The following is a 14,454-nucleotide window of genomic DNA, read 5'->3' on the forward strand; positions in this document are numbered from 1 at the left end:
GCGGACGCGGCCGTCCCGTCGCCCACCACCGGCAAGGACCGGGGCCCGGTGCCACCGCCCGCGAGGTAGCCCTCCTCCCTTCGCCCCGGCCACCTCGTAGTGGACGCGTCCGTGCTTCAGAGAGAGAACTCGCCGCCGCGCGTGAGCCGGCGAACGCAGCAGCGGGCTCACCACCGGCGCGGGCAACTGCGAAGGAGACGTGGTCGGGGTCTCCGTCGGAGGTGTGGCGGGCTGCACGGGGTTGCAGTCACCCCAGCGCCACTCTCACATCCCCGCGCGATCACCCCGGACACGAACACGCGCGCAGGCCAGACGAGGTCCTCGGATATGACACCGGGCCGTGAACTGGATCTCTAGAGGCGGACAGCGATCACACCTGGCTTAACCATGTGGACGTCGCTGCATGGCGCTCAGCTTCCGAGTGGCTCCACACGGCGGATGAGCAGACCGAAGGATGCTGCGCCGAGAAGGGCCACCCCGCCGGTGACAACCAGCGGGACAACGAACGACCCGGTTGCACCAGCGAGGAATCCGATGACGATCGGGCTGGCCGCGCTCGCGATGTTGGCGGCGAAGTTCTGGGCGCCGCCCAGGGTGGCGACCCGGCTCCGGGGGGCCACGTCCGCCGGGAGGCACCAAACCGACACGATGGCGAAGGCAATGGCGAAGTAGCTGAGGCTCAAGAGAACCAGCGCTAGCCACGCTTCCTCGGTGACCACGGCGAGGGCGATCACCGAGCTGGTGAGCATGCCGGCGACCAGGCAGGTCTTGCGGGTCTTGTTGACGGACCAGCCTCTGGCGAGCAGAGCGTCACCGGCCAATCCACCGGCCCAGGAGCCAACGACCGCGGTGAGACCGGGGATGACGCCGAAGAACCCGAGTTTCAGGAGGCTGAAACCCCGCTCCTCGACGAGGTAACTGGGAAACCACGTGAGGAAGAACGTGACGACGAAGTTCAGGCACGAGAAGCCGGCGATCATGCCCCAGACGGTTCGGTATCGCAGCAGGTCTCGGATGCGACCCTGGGGTGCACCTGCCACCGCCTCGGGATGTTCCTGCGCCGGGTCGTCCTGAGAGTGGATGTGGGCGAGCTCGGCGTCGTTGACCCCGTGGTGCTGCTCCGGTGAGCGGTAGTAGGTCCACCAGCCGATGGTCCACAGCAGGCCGAGTACACCGAGGATCAGGAAGACGGCTCGCCAGCCGAACAGGCCGATGATCGCCGCGACGGCCGGCACGGCAAGGGCTGAACCGACGCGCGCCCCGCTGTCGTAGAAGGCCGTCGCTCGACCACGTTCGCGCAGTGGGAACCACTGGGAGACCGATTTGGCGCTCGAGGGGTAGGCACCGGCCTCACCGATCCCCAGGCCGAGGCGGAAACCGAGGAGCGTGGCGAAGTTGCCAGCGAGGGCGGTGAGTGCGGTGAACACCGACCACAGCAGCACCGAGGCGCCGAACATGATCCGGGTTCCGACTTTGTCGATCAACCATCCCGCCGGCAGCTGCATGACCGCGTATGTCCAGGAGAACGCCGAGAGGATGATTCCCTGCTCGGTCGGGGTGAGGTTGAAGTCTCCCGTCATGAACGGCAGCGCCACCGATACCGCTGAGCGGTCGAGGTAGTTGATCGCGAGACCGGCGAAGCAGAAGCCGGCGATGACCCAGCGAATCCTTGAGGAGCGGTTCAGCCGACTTTGCTGCCCGTCCCGATCGCGCGGCGGGCTATCCGTCGCGGAGGCGGAAGATGCCGACGTCCGTGTGGGAGGCGTCGGCGCGGAAGCCGTCTTCGGCGCCCGCACGCTCGGTTCGACCACGAAATGCTCCTCGCTCGGCGCGCTGGTCTCCGGACGTGGCGACGCTCCGGGGCATGCGCGATCTGGTCAGTCGGTCAGTGACGAGTCAGCTGTGCGCTGAGCCACTCAACCCAGTGCACGGATGCTCCGACTGCGCATCCATCTTGTCAATAGCGGCCTTGGATGAGCGTTCTGATCGTGTCTTGCTCAACTCGCTCAGAGTCGCGCGTCTCAAGAGTTCTCGGCCGCACTAGCCGACGCTGTTGACGACGCTCACCTGAGCGGTGTAGTCATAATCTGCGCACATCGATCACAGTGAGGTAGCAGTGGACAACATCGGAGGACGGCTGCCGGCGCACGTGCGGCGTGAACGCATCGTGGAGCTGCTCGTACACCGTGGCGAGGGCTCGCTCCCGGTCGAGGAGCTCGCCGCCACGTTGGGCGTCTCCCCCGCAACGGTTCGCCGAGACCTGGGGCAGCTGCGGAGCGAGGGCCGGATCACGCGTACGTACGGTGGGGCCGTTCTGGGGACTGCTTCAGCGGAGCTGTCCGTGCGTCAGCGCGAGCTCAGCAACGCGGCCGAGAAGGACGCCATCGCCCGGGCCGCGGTCGACCTGGTCGAGCCCGGGTCGGTACTCCTGCTCGATGCCGGCAGCACCACCGAGCGCCTGGCGCGCCTGCTGCGCACCGTCCCCGATCTGACGGTTTTCACCAACGGTGTCGCAGCCGTCACGACCCTGCTCGAGTACGGGGACACCGAGATCGTCGTCCTCGGTGGGCGGCTGCGACGGATCAACCAGACGATCAGCGGCTCCCCGGCTGAGCAGATGGTCCGCGGGCTCTTCGCCGACGTCGCCTTCATCGGCGCCGACTCCGTCGACCCCGCGCGCGGGATCGCCTCTCGCACGTTCGAGCAGAGCACGCTCAAGAACCTCATGGCCGACCACGCCCGCACGGTCGTCGTAGTGGCCGACTCCACGAAGCTCTCTCGCGCCTGGACGTCGTACTGGTCACCCATGCCTCGTCCCTGGACCCTGCTCACGGACGACGGTGCGGATCCAGAGCTGGTGGAGGCCTTTCGCGCGGGTGATCCCCAGCTGCAGGTGATCACCTGCCCCGTCGGCACCGGCGGTGTGGCCGCGGTGTGACTACCCCGCGCTCCGCTGCCCCACTCGGTAGGACGCGGAGCTCTCCTTCTACGGGTCCTTGCAGGCCCAGCGTCCCGCCTTCCTCACAGCGACAGGAGTTGCACCACTCATGAAGCAGGCCGTCCTGCACGCCCCGCTGGACCTCAAGGTCGAGGACAACGACATCCCCACGCTCGAGAGCGGCGACGTACTGCTCCGCGTGGAGAGCGCCCTGGTCTGCGGCACCGACGTGCGCATCTACGAGGGCCGCAAGAAGCGCAACGTCAGCTACCCGACCGTCATGGGCCACGAGTTCTCCGCGACGGTTGCCGACTCGGCCGGCCCCCTGCCTGCCGAGCTATCTCTCGGTGACCTCGTCTGCGTCTACCCGCTGCTGCCTTGCGGTGAGTGCGTGGCGTGCACGCGAGACCACCCCAACATCTGCCGCAACCGGATCGCATTCGGCTACCAGCTGCCCGGAGGCTTCTCCCAGCTCGTCCGTGTCCCTGCTGCCGCTGTCCGCGCCGGCAACGTCGTCCCGGTCGGCGGCATCTCCCCAGGGGCGGCCGCCATCGTGGAACCACTGGCATGCGCGTACAACGGCCAGCGTCTGGCGTCCGCCCGCGATGCGCAGACCATGCTCGTCAGTGGCTGCGGCCCGCTCGGCCTCATGCACATCCGGCTCGCCAAGCAGCTCGGGGTGCAGCGCATCGTCGCCGTCGACCCGATCCCCGAGCGGCGAGTCACTGCTGAGGCCTCGGGCGCCGACCTCACCCTGGCCCCTGGCGACGACACGGCCCGGCAGGTGCTGGACTGGACGGGCGGAGCCGGCATCGACGTGTTGGTCATGGCCGTCGGGCGCACCGACGCCCTGCACCCTTACCTCAGCGCTCTTGCACCCGGCGCCCGGGTCAGTGTCTTCGCCGGCTTCAGCGGGGAGGGGACGGCGCTGGAGATCCCTGCGAACGACATCCATTACAACGAGTGGACCGTCGTCGGAGCCTCCTCCTGCCGCCTCGACGACTTCCGCGAGGTCGCCGCCATGGTCCGGTCGGGGGCCCTACAGGTCGACGACCTCGTCGGCACACAGGTTCCGATCGACGACGTCGTCGACGCCATCGAACTCGCCGCCTCCGGACGCGACATGCGTGTCGGCGTCGCCCCTTGGGCCTGAGCGCCCCGGACGGCCGTCCCTTCGACACCGACTCTGGAGACTCCTGTGACCACCGTTTCCGCCACTGCACCGACGGCGCTCTCGAACGAGACCTTGCCCCGCGGTGCCCTGCAGATCACCCCATTCGGCACCACGAGTGCCCTAGGCCGGGCGATCCGCCTGCGCCGCATCTTCGGCAGCACCGGGCGCACCGTCACCGTGGCGCTCGACCAGGCCGTGCCCCGGGGTGTCGCGCCACGGCTGGCCGACATCGCACCGACCTACGCCAGCATCGCCGCCGCAGGCCCGGATGCGGTCACGATGTTCAAGGGACTCGCGGCCGCCGTGCTCGCGCACAACACCACTCCGGTCCCCTTCATCATGAAGGCCTCCACCTTCTCTGTGGACTTCCACCTGACTCGCGAGGCCGTCGTCGGCACCGTGGACGAGGCACTGCGACTCGGGGCCGACGCGGTCGCCGTGGGCATCAGCGCAGGTTCCAGCAGCCAGGTCGAGGGCTTCTCCGAACTCGCAGCCGTCACCGCCCGCGCTGCCGAGGTAGGAATGCCTGTCGTCTGCCATGCCTATCCCAGCGGCGAGCTCTGGGCAGCGGATAAGAAGGGCAGCACCGAGGCCGTCCTGTACGCCGCTCGCGCGGCAGCGGAGATGGGCACCGACATCGTGAAGACCTGGTACACGGGGTCGACCGCCGAGTTCGCCAAGGTCGTGGAGGGGGTGCCCGCGATCGTCGTCGCGGCCGGCGGGGCGAAGGCGGACAACCCCCTGCAGGTACTCCAGCAGGCTGCCTCGGTCGTCGAGGCCGGCGGCCACGGCGTGACGACTGGGCGCAACGTCTGGGGCGCCGCCGATCCCCGGAAGATGATCGCCGCGCTGCGCGCCGTCGTTCACGAGGGCGAGCGGCCCGAGACCGCCGCCAAACTTCTCGACTGATCCCTCCGCGCACAACGGCTCGACGAGGAGACGGAGCAGCGCCATGGACGATCTGTACCTGGGCATCGACCTGGGCACCTCAGCGACGAAGGCGGTCCTCGTCGAGGGCGGCGGGCGGGTGGTGGCACGCGGCGCCGCCTCGCACAGCGACACCCGCACCGTCGGTCCCGGCCGGGTCGATCCGGCTCCCTGGGTCCGCAGCCTCGCCGAGGCGTGCGCCGCGCTGGGACCGGCCACCGCGCGGGTCACGGCCGTGAGCGCGGCCGTGCACTCCCCTGTGGCGCTCTTCCTGGATTCCGACGGCGCCGCTCTGGCACCGGGCATGAGCTGGGAGCACCCTCAGCTGGCCCGGCACTGCACCTCGGCGGGGGCGCTCCGCACACCCGCCGAGGCGGACCTCGTCGGCAACCGGACGCTCCCCGCCACCGCGATGGCCCTGGCCTGGACGGTCTTTGCCGAGGAGGACCCTGAGCTCGCTGCCCGGTGCACGAAGTTCGGGCTGGTCGGGACCTGGCTCGGCCAACTGCTGGCGGGGCGGGCTGTGCTGGACCCCACCCAGGCCGCCTTCGTCGGCCTGATGGCCAGCACCGATGGCACTCATCGGTGGTTGGGCGAGCTCGCTGAGCGCTACGGGGTCCCACCCGAGCTCTTGCCGGAGGTATTGCCGTCGCTGACCGTGCTGGGTGCACTCACCGACAAGGCGAGCACATTGCTGGGCGTCCCATCAGGTGTCCCCGTCGCAGTCGGGTCGGCCGACACCGCCTCGGCGGCGTACCTGCTGGGGCTACAGGAGGGTGGAGCGCCGCTCTACACCGTCGGCACCACCCACGTGATCACTACGTGCAGCCGGACGCCGGACCCGTCTCCGATCGCCCTGGCCCGGTCACACGTCATCCCCGGCCAGTGGCTGTCGCACGGCGCCAGCAACGGCGGTGACGCACTGGCCATGGGCGCCAACCTGCTCGGCTACGGCACGAGCAGGGACGCAGTACATCGAATGACGGTGGCCGCCGGCCAGGCACAGCCACAGGACGTCGAGGACGCCCCCGTGTTCATCCCCCACGTCGCGGCCGAACGTGGACCGCTGTGGCTGGCCAGTCCACGCACCGCTCTCGTCGGCTTGCTGCCCGGCACCAGCCCATACGCTGCCGCCTGGGGCGCCGTCGAAGGAACCGCCTTTGCCGCCCGCCTCATCCTTGAGGTCTGCACTGCCGGCCAGCTCGCCGAGGAGGCCCCAGTGCTCCTCACCGGCAATTTCGGCGCAGAGGAAGTCTTCCCGCAAATCGTCGCGGACGTCCTCGCTCGCCCCGTCGAACTGGTCACCGAATCGCACTTGCCTGCCATGGGCGCCGCCGCCATGGCTGCCGCGGCCACGCGCGGCAAGCCCCTCCCTCCACCGACCGCTCGGCGGATCGAGCCCCGACCGGGCTGGGGGCCGACGATCGCCCGCCGCTGGCATCGCTTCGCCCAGCAATGGTCGGCCACCGTCGGGCGGCCGTTCCCGGTCGCGCTGCCCGATTCAGGCGAAAGCCCGACCGACCCGAGCGACCTATTCGACGCCTGCCATGCGTGAGGAGGGTCGGCGCCGCTGTTGTCTCGAGCCTGACGTCTAGGTGTGCTTCCCGGTGAGGTCGGTGACGCGACTGGCGGGTGGTGGGGCCCCGAAGCGGTGTGGCCGCGTCTGCACACGCGATGTAGAGGCAGCCTCGCTGGCCCCGGGATCTGGTCGTGGTGCAGGGCCCCGGCGAGCACGGGCAGGAACGCACATCGGCTGTCACAGGCCGCCGAAGACGACCTCACCATCGATAACGGTGGCCTCGGTCCGGATCGGGTCCAGCTTCTCCCGGTCGATCGACAGCGGGTCGGAGTCCACGACCGCGGAGTCCGCCGGCAACGTGGGCGTCGCGGGCGTCGACCGCATCTCCCAGGGCGCGGGGGCCTCGTCGTTGGGCAACGGCTTGTCGTGCAGCCGCTGCCCGGCCGGGTCCAGGACGCAGGCGTGATGAGCGGTCTTGCCTTGCCCACATCGAGGCCGCAGAACACCGCGAATTCGTGATCGCCGATCTTGTCGGTCTCGACAATGAGGCCTCCTCGCTCGCCGTGGCAGACCGACCCGGACACCAGCGCCGGCAGCCACGTCCCGAGCGGACCACGCAAGCGGGTCAGGTTCCGATCAGGGGTCGTTGGCGCCCTCCGACCACGGTGACAACACCGCCCAGAACATCAACGACAGGGGCGACAAGTCATGCCGTGGCCGGTGGCCTGCAACCCCTCATCGAGGCTGATCAAGAAGGTAACCGCCGTCGCTCACCCTCCCGGTCGTCCGGCCGGTGACGGGTGGCCCTTGGCACCGGCGCCTATGACCGTCCTGTGGGGACCGTCGCTTCGTGCAGTGGCATCGGCCACCGAAAAATGCGGAATTAGTGATCCGGGTTGTGGTGCCCCGCATATACGTCAACGACGAAGAGGTCAATGCGTAAGTCCTGACCCCACCCTGCCCCCTTTGAACCACCGCTTACGTCCACGCGGCGGATACGCAGAAGTACAGACGTCGTGCTCGTCTCGACAACCTGGATCGCGAACTGATCCGACCAGCCTTCCTCCACATTGTCGCTCTGCCGCGGATGAGTCAGAACGACCGCCGGGACGGCGCTAGAAAAGTTCCATCCCTCAACCTTAACACGCTTATCTTTAGCACTTGGGCCAACAATTACGTGCCCTACATGCAGGCGGGCTGCATCCACGAAATCCGCCCCGCCTTCGACCTGAGGAGCGAGAGCTAGGCTCACGAGTCCTTCGACCTGAACAGTCTCATGACCCGTTAGAGCGTCTCCACCTCTTTTGAACACCCCTACCCTCCTTCCAAGCCCTTGCCTCCACACACTAGGCGACAGCCAGCCGACCGGCGCAAATACCAGGATAGCCAGAAACCCATTTGATGACTACGACAGGACGAGCGCAGCGGCATGGTGGCGCCCTTATGCACTGATCGCCTTCAACAGCAATACGTACAAGTACGTATCTCGTTTGGCTCGTCATGCATTCACCGACGGGTGCCCCACACGGTCTAGCGGTCGCAACGTCACCGAGGCACTCGCTTCCGCGGAACGAACACGGGAAGGTATTGCCGGACCACGGCACCTGTCGGGCACGATCCGGGCGTGCCCGCGGAGCCCGCCCGCCTCGGCACAGTGGATCTGGCGGTGTTTCCGGCCTGACACGCCGCTTCGTCGACGAGCGCTCCGGCTCGCCTCCGGGCAGGTCATCTACGTCGCGGCGGCCCCGGACCTGAGCCCCGAGCAGGTTCGAGCCGGCGAGGCGCTTCCGCTCGCCGGCTCCCCTGTGGCATCAGAGCCAGCGTGGCAGCGTGGGGCGGCCGGTTCCCGGGAGACGACCGGTGAGCCAGCCGACGAGATCGGCGGCCGGCGCAGCAACGCGCGTCGCCGCGTCGCCCTTCCCGAGCCGCCACGCACGGGAGCGGTCGGTGGGGGCCAGTTCGAGCGACGGGCAGTCCTCCTTGGCCGACAGCACGGCGGTGACGTCGTCGAGCAGGAGGTCCAGCACGCCGGTGGGTAGGTCATCGACGGCCGCGCCGGCGTTCAGGTCGACGGCGTGCAGCCAGACCTCCCGGATCCGCATCCACGGCACCTCGGAGGCGGGGATCGCCCGGCCGAGCGCGCTGCGTACCTCGGCCGGCCACTGGAGGTCGCTGAGCTCGGCGAGGGCCTCGTCGAGCGTCGCCGCCGTGCTGGCGAGATCGGCGCGCAGGGTGTCGGCCGGTTGTCCCGCGGACTCCTCGATCTCGGCGGCCCGCTGCTCCCGGTCTGCGTACATCGGCGTCTCGACGCCGGTGCGCGCCCACGAGGCGAGCCTGGCGAGGGCCGCGGCGTTGCGGGCGAGGTGCCCGACGACGTGCGCGCGGGTCCATCCGGGCAGGCTGCTGGGTCCGCGCAGGTCGTCATCGGTGAGTTCGTCGATGACGGCGAGCATGTGGGCGGTGCCCTCGCGCATCCACGGCAGCGTGGCGTCGAGGTCGTGTCGGGTGGTCATGCGGGTGCTCCGGTGGTGAGGCGGTCCGCGATGTCGGCACGCAGCGCCTTCTTGTCGATCTTGCCGACCTTGGTGGAGACGAGTTCGTCGACCAGGACGAGGTGCTCGGGCAGTTTGAAGCGGGCGACACCGATCTGACCCATGGACTCGCGGATCTCCTCGAGGGTGACGGTCGTTCCGGGGCGCGGCACCACGTAGAGGCAAACCCGCTCTCCGAGCTGTGGGTCGGGCATCGCGATGGCGGCCACCTGGGCCACGGCGGGGAGTCGGTAGACGAGGTTCTCGACCTCTTCGGCGGAGATCTTCTCGCCACCGCGGTTGATCATGTCCTTGTCGCGGCCCTCCACGATCAGGTTCCCCTCGGGCGTCCGCCGGCAGAGGTCGCCGGAGCGGTACCAGCCGTCCTCGGTGAAGGCGCGGGCGTTCTGCTCGGCGGCCTTGTAGTAGCCCCGGGGGGTGTAGGGGCCGCGGGTGAGCAGGGAGCCGGGTTCTCCCCCGGGGACGTCGTGGTCGAGCTCGTCGACGAGACGGACCTCGTCGTCAGGGCACATCGGCCGGCCCTGGGTGGTGCAGGTGACCTCGTCGAGGTCGTCGAGACGGGTGAAGTTGAGCAGCCCTTCGGCCATCCCGAAGACCTGCTGCAGCGTGGCGCCGAGGACCGGTTTGACTCGGCGGGCGAGTTCGTCGGCGAGGCGGGCCCCGCCGACCTGCAGCACGCGAAGGGTCTCGACGTCGTCGGCGCCGTGCTCGACGGCATGGTCGAGCCACCGCCCGGCCACGGCGGGGACGACGGCGGTGTGCGTGACCCCCTCGGCGGCGATGGTCGCGAACGCCCGTGCGGGCTCGGGCGAGGGCAGCGTGACGACCCGGCCGCCTGCAAGCAGGGCACCGAGGATGCCGGGGCAGGCCAGGGGGAAGTTGTGCCCGGCAGGCAGGCTCACCAAGTACACAGCGTCCGAGCCGACGGCGGCCACTTCGGCGCTGCCGCGGGCGTTGTAGGCGTAGTCGTCGTGCGTGCGCGCGATCAGCTTCGGCAGCCCGGTCGTACCACCGGAGAGCAGGAAGACCGCAACGTCGCGGCTGCCGATCGGGGCCACGTCGAGCCGAGCACGGTCGGCCTTCGGGTCGTCACCGAGTCCGCAGAGCGCGCGCAGGTCGATGCCGCCGGGCGCGACCTCCTCGCCGGCGACGAGGACGTGCCAGGGCCCGTCCGTCGCGGAGCGGACGTCGTCGGCCAGCTCGTGGGCCAGCTCTTGGTGGTCGAAGTCGCGCATCCGGTCCGGGACCGCGATCGCGGTGGCCTCGGAGTGCCGGGCGAGGTAGGCCAGCTCTGTGCGGCGGTGCGCGGGCAGCGCCATCACCGGGACGATCCCGGCGCGCAGGCACGCCAGGGTGAGCACGACGAACTCCCACCCGTTGCCGAGCTGGACGACGATCCGCTCGCCGGGGCTCATACCGATGTCCAGCAACCGGGCGGCGGCGGAGTCGGCGCGGTCGGCGAGCTCGCTGTGGGTCAGCCGGACGCCGGCCGACGCATCGACCAGGGCCGGCGCGTCGGGGTGGCGGTCGGCGACGTCGCGGAGCAGCGTGCCGAGCGGGATCCCGGCCCAGTAGCCCTTGGCGACATAGTCGTCGGCCTCGGCGTCGGGCCAGGGCACGGTGTTGTCAGTGACGGGGCTGGGCATCGCTGGCCTCCCGGGGGACGTGGCGGGTGAGGACGACGGCGTCGAGTGCGATCAGACCGGTCGCGGTGAGGCGCAGCGGGTTGACCTCGATCTCATCGAGGTCGGGGTTGGCGACGAGGAGGTCGCCCAGAGCTGCGGCGACGCGTCCGAGCTCGGTGCTGTCGAGGACGGGTCCGCCGCGCCACCCTTCGAGCATTGCGCGGCCGTTCAGCTCGGCGGGCATCTCGGCCGCTTCGCCCGGGGTGAGCGGGGCGAGGCGGATCGCGACGTCGGCGAGGGCCTCGGCGGTGGTGCCGCCGAGGCCGAGCAGCAGGATCGGGCCGAAGACCGGGTCGCGCCGGGCTCCGAGCACGAGGTCGACTCCGGTGGGTGCCATCTTCTCGACCAGGTAGCGGTCGGCCCCGATGGCGGCGAGCCGGTCGAGGGCGGCGTCGAGTTCTGCGGCGGTGGTGACGCCGAGATGGACGCCGCCGATCTCTGTCTTGTGCAGCACGGTGGCGTCGAGGATCTTGACCGCGACCGGGCCGCCGATCTTCGCGAGGGCGGCGTGAGCGTCGCCCCGGCCGGCGCAGGCCCGACGCTCGGCGGTGGTGATCCCGAGTCGGTCGAGCACCTGCTTGGCCTGGTCCTCGTCGTAGGAGCCGCTGACTCCGGTCGGCACACGCCGCGGGCCGGGAACGCGTGATGGCCGGGATCGGGCGCGGGCGTCGCTGAGCAGCGCGGCGATGCCGGCGGCAACGCCGCGGGGCTCGGTGGCGACGGCGATCCCGGCGTCGAGCAGGGCGCGGCGGCTCCGCACGACGTCGTCGCCGGCGCCGCCGAGGCCCAGCACGATCGGCACGTCCGGGGTACGCCCGTCCCGGGCGGCCGCGACCAGGTCGACCGCGTCGGGCTCGTGAAGGGCGTACGCGGCGATCACGTCGACCGCGGGATCGGTGGCGACGGTGCGGAAGATCTGCCCGAGCTCGGGGCCGGGGCGGCCGGTGTCGACCGGATTGCGTTGGAAGGTCAGCGGCGGCAGGAGCGTGGCGAGGGTGTCCTGGGTGGCCGGGCTCAGTTCGGGAACGCGGGCGCGGCGGCCACGGAGATCGTCGAGCAGGAGCAGGCCTGGACCTGCCTGGGCGGTGACGAGCCCGACCCCGGCGTCGCGGACGGGCCGCATCCGGGTCACGGACAGTGCGCCGACGGCGTCGACGAGTTCGCGTTCGTCGTCGACGAGGACGGCCCCGGCCTGGGCGAGCGCGGCGCGTGTGGTGCGCCAGGAGGTGGCCAGCGCGCCGGTGTGGGAGGCGGCGAAGGCGCCGATGTCGTGCTGGCCGACGACCAGGGCGACGACGGGCCGGCGGGCGGCGAGGCGGGCTACCGAGTTCACGAGGCGGGGGCCGTCGGCGACCGACTCGACGTGCAGGGCGACCGCCCCGGTCTCTGCGTCGCCGGCGAGGTGATCGAGTACGTCCGGGGCGGAGACGTCGACGGCGTTGCCGAGCCCGATCGCGAGGCTGATGCCGTGCCCGGCCTCGGTGAGCAGGAACGACAACGCGTGGTTGACCCCGCCGCTGGCCGCGACGACGGCGACCTTGCCGGGCCGGACCTGGGCGACGCCGGGCACGAAGCTGGCGGTCACCCCGGCGTGCGGGGCCAGGAACCCGCTCGTGTTGGGCCCGAGCAGCCGTATCCCCGTCGCGGCGACGACGGCCGCGAGCTCGTCCTGGTACCCGATTCCGGGGCCGCCGGCCTCGGCGAAACCGCCACCGCAGACCACCGCAGCGCGGACCCCCGCCCGCGCAGCCTCGGCGAGCACCTCGGGGCAGGCAGCGGCGGGGACGCAGATCATGGCGAGGTCGACGGGGCCGTTGTCCGTTGCCGCTTGCACCGACGAGTACATGGTCTCGTCGCGGCCGTTGACCAGGGCGAGGTTCCCACCCTGGGCAGCGAACCCGCTCAATGACCGCGCCAGGGCGGCGCCGAGCTTGCCAGGAGTGCGGGAGGCACCGACGACGGCGATGCCCCGCGGTGCGAACAGCCCGGTCAGGCTCCGGTTCGCCTCCGCGGGCGCGTCCGACGGCGGGCCGGTCCGGGAAACGGTGCCGGTCATGCGGGAACCCCTACGAGTTCGGCGCGCCCGGCAAGCACGGTGGTCAGTGCCCGGTCGCGGTCGGATTCGGGATCGACGAGCAGGGCGGGCAGCCGGTCGTGCATACGGGCCTGCTCGCAGACCAGCGTCCGGGTCAAGGAGGTGCCCCCGTAAACGGCGACCAGGACCGGAGCGGCGGTGCCCAGGCCGGCCAGGTCGGTCAGCCGTGCAAAGACCTCCGGCAGACCGGCCTCGCTGTCGGGGGCGGCGATGGTCGCGCCCCAGGGGCCTGACTGCGGCTCGTCGGCCAGCGGCAGCGTCTGTGTCTCCTCGGTGCTGCCGAGCACCGCGGTGGGGACGCCCGCAGCGGTGGCCGACACCGTGACCAGCCGTCCGGGAACCGACCAGCCCGCCCGGTCGAACGGCGTCTCGAGAGGCTCCGCGCCGTGCTCCTCGACCCAACCGCGGTGGCTGGCGGCCACGAACGCCGGATCGCGCTTGGCCAGCCGGGCGTCGGTGATCGAGCGCGAGAGGAAGTGGTAGGCGAACTGCCAGGGCTCGAACTCGTCGTGGTACCGCCCGAAGTGCTCCCACCAGGCCAGACTCGGGCGCGCCGAGTTCTGGATCTTCCGCACCGACGGCTGCGCGGCCTCCTCGTACGCGGTGAGTGCGGCACCGAGGTCGCTGGGAGATCCGGCGACCGCACGGGACAACGCGACTGCGTCCTCCATCGCCATCTTGGTGCCGGACCCCACGGAGAAGTGGGCGGTGTGGACGGCGTCGCCGAGGAACGCCACCGGCGGGGTGGATGCCTTGCCGGTGCGCAGGGTGTGCCACCGGCGGGTCCGCCGCGTACGGAAGTTGCCCCACCGGGAGTTGTTGGTCAGCAGCTGCTTGCCGTCGATCTGGTCGGCGAACAGCTTCTCCAGGTACGTCTTGGTGATCATGTCGCTGGTGCCGGGTGGCTGGGTGACGTCGAACTCGTCGAGCCCGGCGCGGCGCCAGGACGCCTCGTCGGTCTCGACGATGAACGTCGAGACCTCGTCGGAGATGGGGTAGCCGTGCACCGCGAACACCCCGTCGGGGCTGCGCTCGTGCACGAAGGTCAGGCCGTCGAACAGGTAGTCCGTGCCGAACCAGATGAACTTCGCCGTCGCAATCTCGACCTCGACGCCGAGATCCGCGTCCAGCTGCTCGCGGATCTTCGAGCCGGCGCCGTCCGCGGCCACGACCAGGTCGTAGTCGGCGAGTTCGTCGAGGGTCACCTCGGTGGAGAAGCGCAGGTCCGCGCCGACGTCCCGGGCCCGGGCCTGCATCAGCGCGAGCAAGGTCCGCCGCACGACCGCGGCCATGCCGTTGCCGCCGCAGCGGATCCGCTCGCCCTTGAGCCGCACCTCGATCTCGTCCCAGTGCCGGCCGTGCTCGGTCAGCGCCTCCCGCAGCACCGGGTCGGCCTCGTGGATTCCGGCCAGCGTGCGGTCGGAGAACACCACGCCGAAGCCGAACGTGTCGTCGGCGCGGTTGCGCTCGAACACGGTGACCTCGATCGACGGGTCGGCCCGCCGGATCAGGGTGGCGAAGAAGAGCCCACCCGGGCCGCCCCCCGCGACGGCGACACGCATGT

General features: G+C 70.5%; 10 protein-coding genes. 4 read left to right on the top strand and 6 right to left on the bottom strand.

Annotated features, from left to right (window positions below; genetic code table 11):
- Window positions 1-410: 410 nt before the first annotated feature.
- Window positions 411-1,811 (bottom strand): MFS transporter, encoded by a 1,401-nt coding sequence (locus JWP64_RS09275; RefSeq protein WP_297494640.1) that lies wholly within the window; start codon window positions 1,809-1,811, stop codon window positions 411-413.
- Between the two features lie 305 nt (window positions 1,812-2,116).
- Between JWP64_RS09275 and JWP64_RS09280 the strand changes: the two genes are divergently transcribed.
- The 4 genes from JWP64_RS09280 (at window position 2,117) to JWP64_RS09295 (ending at window position 6,594) form a co-directional block, all read left to right on the top strand.
- Entirely contained in the window at window positions 2,117-2,938 is an 822-nt protein-coding gene (locus JWP64_RS09280; protein WP_297494643.1) for a DeoR/GlpR family DNA-binding transcription regulator, read from the top strand.
- A 109-nt stretch (window positions 2,939-3,047) separates the two neighbouring features.
- On the top strand, window positions 3,048-4,091 hold the full coding sequence (locus JWP64_RS09285; RefSeq protein ID WP_297494646.1) for an alcohol dehydrogenase catalytic domain-containing protein: 1,044 nt from the start codon (window positions 3,048-3,050) through the stop codon (window positions 4,089-4,091).
- 198 nt (window positions 4,092-4,289) lie between these two features.
- Window positions 4,290-5,021: a fructose-bisphosphate aldolase gene (locus tag JWP64_RS09290; protein ID WP_297494649.1), complete on the top strand. Its 732-nt coding sequence runs from the start codon at window positions 4,290-4,292 to the stop codon at window positions 5,019-5,021.
- Between the two features lie 43 nt (window positions 5,022-5,064).
- A complete protein-coding gene (locus JWP64_RS09295; RefSeq protein ID WP_297494652.1) occupies window positions 5,065-6,594 on the top strand; it encodes an FGGY family carbohydrate kinase in 1,530 nt (509 codons plus the stop codon).
- Window positions 6,595-6,795: 201 nt separating this feature from the next.
- Here the strand turns inward: JWP64_RS09295 and JWP64_RS09300 are convergent, their stop codons facing one another.
- From JWP64_RS09300 to JWP64_RS09325, 5 genes are all read right to left on the bottom strand, one after another.
- Window positions 6,796-6,975, bottom strand: coding sequence for a hypothetical protein (locus JWP64_RS09300; RefSeq protein WP_297494719.1), 180 nt, complete (start codon window positions 6,973-6,975; stop codon window positions 6,796-6,798).
- A gap of 1,394 nt (window positions 6,976-8,369) precedes the next feature.
- Complete coding sequence (locus JWP64_RS09310) at window positions 8,370-9,071, bottom strand: maleylpyruvate isomerase family mycothiol-dependent enzyme (RefSeq protein WP_297494655.1); 702 nt, start codon at window positions 9,069-9,071, stop codon at window positions 8,370-8,372.
- Window positions 9,068-10,756 (bottom strand): AMP-binding protein, encoded by a 1,689-nt coding sequence (locus JWP64_RS09315; RefSeq protein ID WP_297494658.1) that lies wholly within the window; start codon window positions 10,754-10,756, stop codon window positions 9,068-9,070. The genes JWP64_RS09310 and JWP64_RS09315 overlap by 4 nt, the downstream gene beginning before the upstream one ends.
- Window positions 10,737-12,851, bottom strand: a complete 2,115-nt coding sequence (locus tag JWP64_RS09320; RefSeq protein ID WP_297494661.1) for an acetate--CoA ligase family protein — start codon at window positions 12,849-12,851, stop codon at window positions 10,737-10,739. The genes JWP64_RS09315 and JWP64_RS09320 overlap by 20 nt, the downstream gene beginning before the upstream one ends.
- Window positions 12,848-14,452 (bottom strand): FAD-dependent monooxygenase, encoded by a 1,605-nt coding sequence (locus tag JWP64_RS09325; RefSeq protein WP_297494664.1) that lies wholly within the window; start codon window positions 14,450-14,452, stop codon window positions 12,848-12,850. The genes JWP64_RS09320 and JWP64_RS09325 overlap by 4 nt, the downstream gene beginning before the upstream one ends.
- Window positions 14,453-14,454 lie beyond the last annotated feature (2 nt).

The sequence above is a fragment of the Pseudonocardia sp. genome, assembly GCF_025465255.1.
Taxonomy (GTDB): Bacteria; Actinomycetota; Actinomycetes; order Mycobacteriales; family Pseudonocardiaceae; genus Pseudonocardia.